General features: G+C 39.2%; 10 protein-coding genes and 1 pseudogene. 2 read left to right on the plus strand and 9 right to left on the minus strand.

What is annotated here, in order from left to right; all coding sequences use genetic code 11:
- Positions 1–251: pseudogene (locus ACJML3_RS10065) on the plus strand (symmetrical bis(5'-nucleosyl)-tetraphosphatase); the annotation flags it as partial.
- Positions 252–253: 2 nt separating this feature from the next.
- On the opposite strand, the gene ACJML3_RS10070 reads toward ACJML3_RS10065, so the two are convergent.
- The 4 genes from ACJML3_RS10070 to rplU form a co-directional block, all read right to left on the minus strand.
- On the minus strand, positions 254–736 hold the full coding sequence (locus ACJML3_RS10070; protein WP_406022883.1) for a dihydrofolate reductase: 483 nt from the start codon (positions 734–736) through the stop codon (positions 254–256).
- 8 nt (positions 737–744) lie between these two features.
- Complete coding sequence (gene obgE / locus ACJML3_RS10075; RefSeq protein WP_406022885.1) at positions 745–1,893, minus strand: GTPase ObgE; 1,149 nt, start codon at positions 1,891–1,893, stop codon at positions 745–747.
- A 104-nt stretch (positions 1,894–1,997) separates the two neighbouring features.
- Positions 1,998–2,261: a 50S ribosomal protein L27 gene (gene rpmA, locus ACJML3_RS10080; protein ID WP_219937237.1), complete on the minus strand. Its 264-nt coding sequence runs from the start codon at positions 2,259–2,261 to the stop codon at positions 1,998–2,000.
- A gap of 18 nt (positions 2,262–2,279) precedes the next feature.
- On the minus strand, positions 2,280–2,591 hold the full coding sequence (rplU, locus tag ACJML3_RS10085) for a 50S ribosomal protein L21 (RefSeq protein WP_219937236.1): 312 nt from the start codon (positions 2,589–2,591) through the stop codon (positions 2,280–2,282).
- A gap of 295 nt (positions 2,592–2,886) precedes the next feature.
- Here rplU and ACJML3_RS10090 point away from each other — a divergent pair, with 295 nt between their 5' ends.
- Complete coding sequence (locus tag ACJML3_RS10090) at positions 2,887–3,855, plus strand: polyprenyl synthetase family protein (RefSeq protein WP_406022888.1); 969 nt, start codon at positions 2,887–2,889, stop codon at positions 3,853–3,855.
- Between the two features lie 103 nt (positions 3,856–3,958).
- Here ACJML3_RS10090 and ACJML3_RS10095 read toward each other — a convergent pair whose 3' ends face one another.
- From ACJML3_RS10095 to hfq, 5 genes are all read right to left on the minus strand, one after another.
- Positions 3,959–5,260, minus strand: a complete 1,302-nt coding sequence (locus tag ACJML3_RS10095) for an adenylosuccinate synthase (protein ID WP_406022890.1) — start codon at positions 5,258–5,260, stop codon at positions 3,959–3,961.
- Between the two features lie 65 nt (positions 5,261–5,325).
- Positions 5,326–6,303, minus strand: a complete 978-nt coding sequence (hflC, locus tag ACJML3_RS10100; protein ID WP_406022892.1) for a protease modulator HflC — start codon at positions 6,301–6,303, stop codon at positions 5,326–5,328.
- Between the two features lies 1 nt (position 6,304).
- Positions 6,305–7,498: an FtsH protease activity modulator HflK gene (hflK, locus tag ACJML3_RS10105; protein ID WP_406022898.1), complete on the minus strand. Its 1,194-nt coding sequence runs from the start codon at positions 7,496–7,498 to the stop codon at positions 6,305–6,307.
- A gap of 25 nt (positions 7,499–7,523) precedes the next feature.
- Positions 7,524–8,867: a ribosome rescue GTPase HflX gene (hflX, locus tag ACJML3_RS10110; RefSeq protein WP_406022894.1), complete on the minus strand. Its 1,344-nt coding sequence runs from the start codon at positions 8,865–8,867 to the stop codon at positions 7,524–7,526.
- A gap of 16 nt (positions 8,868–8,883) precedes the next feature.
- A complete protein-coding gene (gene hfq, locus ACJML3_RS10115; RefSeq protein WP_406022896.1) occupies positions 8,884–9,144 on the minus strand; it encodes an RNA chaperone Hfq in 261 nt (86 codons plus the stop codon).
- Positions 9,145–9,456 lie beyond the last annotated feature (312 nt).

The following is a 9,456-nucleotide window of genomic DNA, read 5'->3' on the forward strand; positions in this document are numbered from 1 at the left end:
CAATGAAGGATGATATATATCCATGGTTTAACTTTGGAAAACCTTTTTTGTATAAGAAAGAGCCTTATACACTTTGTTTTGGACACTGGGCTGCACTTAAGGCACTCTGCGACAGAGAAAATATTATTGCACTTGATACAGGCTGTATCTGGGGAGACAGACTTACTGCATACTGCCTTGAGACAAACAGTAAAATCAGTGTGAAATCTAAGGTAAATCTGGATAACTTAAGAAAAAGCTATCCAGCTTAATACTATTTGCGATGCCATGTCTGATACTCATAGTCAAAATCGCATTCATCTGAATGTTTTAACTGAGTATCTGAAAGAACAAAGTCAGATTCGTCAAAATCCGGGAACTTTGTATCTCCGTCAAATGACTTGTGAATTCTTGTAAGATGAAGAGTAGATGCAAAAGGTAGAGCCTCCTCATACATTCTTGCACCGCCGATAACCATAAGAACGCTATCACCTACAAGATCCATAGCCTCTTTTAAGGAGCCTACAACTTCAAGACCTTCAATCTTCTTATCAAAGGTTTTACTTACCATTATATTTCTTCTGTTTGGAAGAACTCGACCAATTGATTCAAAGGTTCTTCTGCCCATAACGATAGGATAAGTTGCAGTAACCTTTTTAAAATGCTTTAGATCATCTGGCAGGTGCCATGGCATATCACCATTAACACCTATCATATTGTTCTTAGCTAAAGCTACAATTATCTGTAAGTCGGCCATATCTATCCTTAAGCTCTATAAATAAACTCTGGACCTTCCTCATCGTCTTCATCATCGAAGAACTGCTCGGCCTCATACTTCTTTTCACCCTCGGTCCAGACGAACTCTTCAGCCTTAGGAGCTTTCTGCTCTGTAAGCTCCTTAGCCTTAACCTCATCAACCAGATCCTGAAGAGCATAAATAAGCTCGCTTACACCAGTCTTATTTAAGCCAGAAATAATAAATGTTCTTTCAGGTTTTACCTCAAGAGCATCTGAAATTCTCTGTAAAGTCTGCTCAGCTTCCTCTACTGAGCCAAGATCAACCTTATTTGCAACAAGCCATCTTGGTTTGTTATAAAGCTCATGAGCATATTCTTTGATTTCATTTTCAATCACAAGAGCGTTATTTACAGGATCACTCTCATCTACAGGATGAACATCAACTAGATGAACTAAGACACGGCATCTTTCAAGATGCTTTAAGAATCTGTGTCCTAAACCTGCACCTTCTGATGCGCCTTCGATAAGACCTGGAATATCCTCAATAACAAAAGAACGACCCTGTGATGTCTTAACCACACCTAAGGATGGAACAAGAGTGGTAAATGGATAATCTGCAACTTTTGGCTTTGCAGCTGAAACTGCTCTTACAAAGGTTGACTTACCTGCATTTGGAAGACCTACAAGACCAACATCTGATACAAGCAGCATCTCAAGCTTTAACTGACGACGCTCACCTGGAGTTCCGTTTGTCTTCTGACGTGGAGCCTGGTTGGTAGCACTCTTGAAGTGGGTATTACCATAACCATGTCTACCGCCTCTTGCAACACATAAAACATCGCCTTCCTTTCTTAGGTCACCGATGATTTCACCTGTTGCAACGTCAGTTACTCTAGTACCTACAGGAACAAGAAGGATCTTGTCTTCACCACGTGCACCTGTACAGTCTGCAGTACCGCCGTTCTGACCACGATCTGCCTTATAGAATTTTGTAAAGCGATAATCAACCAGGGTATTCAGGTTTGTATCAGCTTTCATATAGACGTTACCACCGTCACCACCGTCACCACCATCAGGGCCGCCACGAGGGACGTATTTTTCACGTCTGAAACTTACTATGCCATTACCGCCATCACCGGCTTCAACACGTACTACGGCTTCATCAACGAATTTCACCTTGTATATCCTCCAATGAGATGGCTAAACAGCCATTAATACAAACCTACATACCAAAAGGGCTCGCATCAGCGAGCCCTGTATTTGTAATCCTTAGTAAAGAATTACTGCTGAGTCTCAACGATCTCAACAAACTTGCGGCCCTTAGGACCACGAGTTACGAAGGTAACCTTACCGTTTGACTTAGCGAATAAAGAATCATCTTTACCTAAACCAACGTTAGCACCTGCGTGGAAATGAGTGCCACGCTGACGAACAATGATGCTGCCAGCAGTAACAAATTCACCAGCATAAGCTTTAACGCCTAAGCGCTGAGCATTGGAGTCGCGTCCGTTACGAACGGAACCACCAGCTTTTTTATGTGCCATTTATTCCTACTCCTTCAATTACTGATTAATACCAGTAATCTGTAAATCGGTAAACCACTGACGGTGACCAGTAACCTTCTGGTGATGCTTACGACGACGGAATTTAACAATCTTAACCTTCTCGCCACCGTGTGCACCTAATACCTTAGCGGTAACCTTTGCACCTGCTAAGTATGGAGCACCAACCTTAACGTTAGTACCATCAGAAACTAAAAGAACCTTATCAAGTTCAATATCGCTGCCAGCTTCAGCATCTAGAAGCTCAACGCTTAATACGTCGCCTTCTGATACCTTGTGCTGCTTGCCGCCGCAAAAAATAACTGCGTACATGCTTTTACTCCGAGTACATGCAGAACAGAATTATTCTGCAATACATTAAATACTGAGCCCTTTGGGGCAATAATGGGTCATAATTTTACAGAAATAAATACAATAAAGCAAGTCTTTACAAAAGACTTACACCCTTTATTTCCACTATGCTTTTTTCTTAACGAGCTTTATAGTGTCGCACTGACCCTAAAAAAGCTGTGTAATTTTAAATTACATTAAAGAGAATTTCAAGATAAATATTTTTATCCTTCACTCATAAATGATACAATTAGGAAGTATTTCATGGATATATCAAATGATTAGTCAAAAAGAAATTATTAAAACATCGCTTGATAAAGTAGAAGAAATCCTCTCAAATCTTCTAACCGGCAGCGACATGGAAGAGCATGTTAATTCCATGTGTCTTTCTGTTGTTAAAGCAGGAGGAAAGAGAATACGTCCAAAACTGGCTCTTGCAAGTTTTTATGCACTAAATCAAAAACAAGAGCAAAATGAACTTGTTGAATATTTTGCAGCAGCATGCGAGCTTTTGCATACAGCATCTCTTGTTCATGATGACGTCATTGATAAGGCAACTATAAGACGAGGAGTAAAAACCCTCAATGAGACAGATGGAAACCATGCAGCTGTTTTAGCTGGCGATTATCTGTTTACTAAATGCTTCTTGTGCCTGAACAATATCAAAAAGCCTGAAATTTTCACAGAAATTAACAACACACTTGCAACCTTAGTAAGCGGTGAGTTAGCTCAGCTTAAGAATCAAAACAAGCTTAACATTTCTATTGATGACTATCTTCAGACTATCTACTCTAAGACTGGCGCTCTTTTTGAACTTGCAACATCAGGATCTGCTATTATCCTTGAGTGCGATGAGAATACAGTTAATGCCTTTAAAGAATACGGAAAGCAGCTTGGAATTGCCTTCCAGGTTGCCGATGATATTCTTGATTATTCATCAGATAATGAAATTCTTGGAAAGAGCGTTGGTGAAGATCTGATTGACGGAAGAATTACTCTTCCTCTTATTTATGCACTACAAGCTGTAGATAATTCAGACAGATCGGATCTTGAAAATGCTATAAAAGATGGAAACTTTAATAAGGTTCTAGATTATATAGTTAAAACAGGTTCACTTGAAAAGTCACATCAGTTTGCACTTAATGCAGCAAAGAATGCTAAAAAAGCTATCGGCTTTTTAGATGAGTCTGAATATAAAGATCAGCTTTTCTCTCTTGCAGATAAAGCTGCAAACAGAGACAAATAAAGAAAACTACGATCTGACAAAGAAAAAAACTTTCTTTCACAAATCTTTCAAAAAAAATGGGGACTTTTAAAGTCCCCCATTTTTTTTGATAATCTGCTAACTACTAATCAGCAAAAGGATCATCTAAATAGATAGTCTGGTCGCGCTCTGGACCTGTTGATAGAATTGCAACCTTAGCACCAGATAACTCTTCAAGTCTTCTGATGTAGTTCCTTGCGTTTACTGGTAAATCTTCCCACTTGGTTACACCAAAGGTTGATTCCTTCCAGCCTGGCATTGACTCATAAACAGGAGTGATTCCCTCATACTCATGAGCTGATAAAGGTGGTAACTGTCTTATTGAGCCGTCTGGCATCTTATAAGCAGTACAGATCTTAACCTCATCCATACCATCTAAAACGTCCATCTTCATTAAAGCTAAGCCAGTTAATGAGTTGATGGTTACTGCTCTTCTCATTGCAACAGCATCATACCAGCCTGTACGACGTGGTCTGCCTGTAACAGCACCAAATTCTGCACCACGCTTTCTGATACCCTCGCCAACTTCGTCGTTTAACTCTGTTGGGTATGGACCGCCACCTACACGTGTTGTATAAACCTTAGCAATACCAAGAACATAATCGATATCAAGAGGACCTGCACCGGAGCCGGTTACGCAGCCACCTGCAACAGTATTTGAAGAGGTTACATATGGATATGTACCATAATCGATATCAAGGAATGTACCCTGAGCACCTTCAAACAGGATCTTCTGCTTGTTACGACGGCCTTCTGCAATGATCTCTGATACGTCAGCTACCATATTTAAAATACGCTCGCGTAATGACTCAATGTAGCTTAATACGCTCTCGTATGAAACCTCAGGCTCATTGTAGAAGTTCTTTAACATGAAGTTACGGTAATCAAGTAAAGCCTTTAACTTCACCTTGAAGTTTTCCATATCATATAGATCACTTACGCGTACACCACGACGAGCTACCTTATCCTCATAACAAGGACCGATACCTCTTCCTGTTGTACCAATAGCATTCTTACCACGTAACTTCTCAGCACCCTTGTCAATTGCAGGATGAATTGGAAGAAGAAGTGAAGCTGCACCTGAAATCTTGATTCTGCTTTCAACAGATTCAACACCGGCACGGTTTAACTCTTCAATTTCTTCAAAAAGTGCACCTGGGTTTACAACAACGCCAGAGCCAATTAGACATAAGCACTCTTTGTGTAAAATTCCTGATGGAACTAGACGAACAACAACCTTCTTGTCGCCTACAACTAGAGTATGACCAGCATTGTTACCGCCCTGTGAACGAACGACGATATTTGCCTTTGTGGTTAATAAATCAGCGACTTTGCCTTTACCTTCGTCGCCCCATTGTGTGCCTAGCACAATTACATTATTAGGCATTGCTGTTTCCTCGTAGAAAATTTTCGTTATTTACAAAATTCCAAATGTGAGATTATACTCTTTTCTTATTTTAATGCACCATTTATGTCATTAAAGTATTTGAAAAATTCACTGTTCGGATCTAGAACGAGTGTATCTTTACCTGATGTCATAGCGTTTTTGTATGCATCCATTGAACGTAAAAATTCAAACAGCTTTGGATTCTGCTTATATGCTGTTGCATAGATTCTAGTAGCTTCTGCATCACCTTCACCGCGAAGAGTTCTTGCCTGTCTTTCTGCTTCTGCAATCTTCACAACAACTTCTCTATCTGCATGAGCTTTAATAGCTTCAGCTTCCTTACGTCCCTGAGAACGGTGGAGCTTTGCAACTGCATCACGCTCTGCTCTCATACGCTGATAAATTGAGTTTGAAACCTCTGGTGGAAGATTAATCTGCTTGATTCTAACATCGACAATCTTGATACCAAGGCTCTTTGCAGATGCACCGATATCCTTTAGAGCATTCTGCATAACCTCATCACGCTTTGACTGACTTGCAACAGCTACTTCAACAGAATCAAAATCATTATCTTCAACAGAAGACTCATCGTTATTATTGTTTCTGCCAGATACAATTTCATGAATGGTAAGTCTACCAATCTGTGAACGTAAGGAGTTGTTGATACGACGTCTTAACAGCTCTTCTGCCTGAGTCTTGTTACCACCTGCTGTTGTCAGATAGTAAGTTGCAGGATCAGAAATCTGCCACTTTACATATGAATCAATGATTACGTCCTTTTTTTCTGATGTAACAAATCTGTCAGCAGATGAGCTTATTGTCTGAATTCTTACATCAAGAGATTTTACTCTATCAACAAATGGCATTTTAAAATGAAGGCCTGGGTTGACAATATTCAGATGAGCTTCTGAATCTCTTACAACCTTACCAAATCTTGTTACTATGCCCTTATTGCCCTCAGTTACGACATAAAGACTGTTGAATCCAAGAAAACCTAAGACAAAAACAAAAATTAATAAGAGGTTTAAAGTATTGTTTTTCATATTATCTGCGACCTCTTGAGTATGAATTATTTGACTTGTTAGCGCTTGATAGTGGAGGATATGAATCGCTCTGTGACTGCTCACTTACAGTAGATGAGACACTCTTTTCAGGCTCTGATTGAACCTGTGGTGCAGTGCTGTTACTCTGCTGTGGCATTGGCAGATATAAAACAGGTGATGATCCTTTCTGTACATCAAGAACAATCTTGTTAGACTTAGACAGAACCTCCTGCATAGTCTCAAGATAGATTCTTGTTCTTGTAATTTCAGGAGCTGCATTATACTCTGGCAGAACCTTTGTAAATCTTGCAACCTCACCTTCAGCCTTTAAGACAACCTGAGAGCGATAACCTTCAGCTTCCTGTCTGATACGCTGTACCCTACCTTCTGCCTTTGGTAATACCTCATTTGCATAAGCCTCAGCCTCACGCTTGAAACGCTGCTCATCTTCCTGAGCTGCAATTGCATCGTCAAAAGCTTCTTTAACCTGATCAGGAGCTCTTGCTGGCAGGAAGTTCACATCCACAATTGCAAGACCTGTATTATAAGGCTCGATAATTGATGTTAATAATTCTCTTGTATTCTGTCTTACCATTTCACGACCAGATGTAAGAATATCATCCATCATGGTATGACCTACAACATAACGAAGAGCACTGTCTGTTGCCTCAAGAAGAGTGTTGTCAGGATTTACAACTGAGTACAGATATTTAACTGGATCTGCAATTCTGTACTGAACGTCCATCTCAACAATAACAACGTTCTCATCCTCTGTTAGCATGGTACCAGAAGACTGAATTGCTCTTACCTGCTCAATATCGATTACATTTACTGTATCAATTCCAGAAAACTTCCAGCGAAGACCTGAATCTACTACGTCGTAAATCTTACCAAAACGTAAAACTACACCCTTTTCTGCTTCCCTAACAGTGTAAAAACCAGAAAAAATGTAGAAACCTAAAGCAACAATTGTAATTAGTGGGATAAGACCGTACTGAGAATTTTTCTTAGAATTCTTGTTTGAACGACCAGATGATGATCCGTTTGCTCCAAATAAGTCCTTTAAAGCCTTTAAAAGAGCGGCTATAGGATCTGACTGGGTGTTATTTTTTGAAGTTCTACCCCAAGGATCCTTTTCAGGTCCATTATTACTGCCCTTATCATTGTTATCTGATCCTGGTGCATTCCAGCCCATTAAATCTTTATTGTTTTCCATATTCTCAGCTCACACTATCAAAATCAAATTCGTCATCTTTAATCCATGGAAGCTTCTGCACAAGTGCACACTCACTTAAAGCACCATTTGTTTTGCTATCTATAATTGCTGCATCTACTGTTTTAATTTTCAATGCAAGTATAGCATTTCCTGATTCATCATAGCTTTCAGAATCTACGGCTTTCATGCTGTAAAGCATGCTTCTTAATTTTCCGTGTCTGTTACCTATTTTAACAGTAAATTCGCATAAATCATCAGAGAGTAACTCTGCAGTGGCTTTTATAAGATTATCTATACCAAAACCATTCTTTGCACTTACATATACTCTTACAGGTTTGCCCTGTTCATCTCTTATAATTTCATCAAAACTGTCTTCTACAAGATCGGCCTTATTATAAACAATTAAGGTTTTTACATCCTGAGCTCCAACCTGCTTTAAAACAGAATTTACAGCCTCTATGTTCAAATCCTTGTGTTCATCTGAAGAATCTACAACATGCAAAAGAAGATCTGCCTGAGCTGTTTCTTCTAGAGTACCTTTAAATGCAGCAATAAGATCATGCGGAAGGTGTCTTATAAAACCTACAGTATCTGCAAATACGGCTTTTCCAATTACAGGGATTTCTACTGTTCTTAAGGTAGGATCCAATGTTGCAAACAACTGATTTGCAGCATATACATCAGAATTTGTAAGCCTGTTGAAAAGAGTCGATTTGCCGGCGTTTGTATAGCCTACAAATGAAACCACATTTATGGAGTTTTTCTTTCTAAGTGATCGGTTCTGCTCACGTCTTGAAGCTACAATTTCAAGATCCTGCTTGATTGCCGAAATTCTTTCTCTAAGTGCTCGTCTGTCAAGCTCAATCTGTGTTTCACCAGGACCGCCTCTTAAACCAAAACCACCTTTCTGTCTTTCAAGGTGGGTCCAGCCACGAACAAGTCTTGCCTGTTCATACTGCAACTGAGCTAATTCAACCTGAAGTTTACCCTCGTATGTTCTTGCTCTTTGAGCGAAAATAGTCAGGATAAGAGCTACTCTATCCATAACTCTAACAGAGAAGGCTTTTTCGAGGTTTCGCTCCTGAGCAGGAGTGAGTTTGTTGTTGAATATTACTGTCTGAACATCATAAAGCTTAACAGCATCAGCGATTTCAAGAACCTTACCAGATCCAACAAATGTACTTGGATCTGGGCTTTCTCGCTTACAAACGACAGTATGAACTACACTGCCTCCTGCAGTATCTGCAAGAAGCTCTAGCTCTTTTAAATCTTCTTGTGATTGAAGCTGAGGTAACTCAACGTGCACAAGTAGAGTTGATCCGAGTGTCTCAAACTCCGACTTTGACATTATCTACTTTTGAAAATTATTCTGAATCTGTAGCTTCCTCAGAATCGTCCTTAACGTCTGCTAGTGGAATGTTTACAGCACGTGCTGGAACTATTGTTGAGATAGCATGCTTGTAAACCATCTGACTTACCTGATTCTTTAATAAAATCACGAACTGATCAAATGATTCTACCTGTCCTTGTAGCTTAATACCATTAACAAGATAAATAGATACTACAATATGTTCCTTACGTAGTGCGTTTAAGAATGGATCCTGTAAAGACTGAACTTTAGCCATATTAAAACCTTAAAAAATTATAATTATTATCAATGCAGAGATCTAAAAGAGTCTACATACTTCTGCGAGCATTTCTTGTCTCTGCAAACTCACATAACAATATAGCAAAAAATCAATTAAGTTGCTAAAAAAAGATAAAAAAAAGCATCAATATGTAAATTCGATCAGAAAAATATCAGCTTTTGCTCTATTTTAGAATTTATTTCTTGGCAGTCGTCTTAGCTTTGATTTGTACTCTTTTTCTGCTGTACTCAAACCAAATTCAACAGTATCTCTTCCTGAGAAAATATGAAACAGTTTTGTGGCATATAT

The sequence above is a fragment of the Succinivibrio sp. genome, from assembly GCF_045124615.1.
GTDB classification, from domain to species: Bacteria; Pseudomonadota; Gammaproteobacteria; order Enterobacterales; family Succinivibrionaceae; genus Succinivibrio; species Succinivibrio faecicola.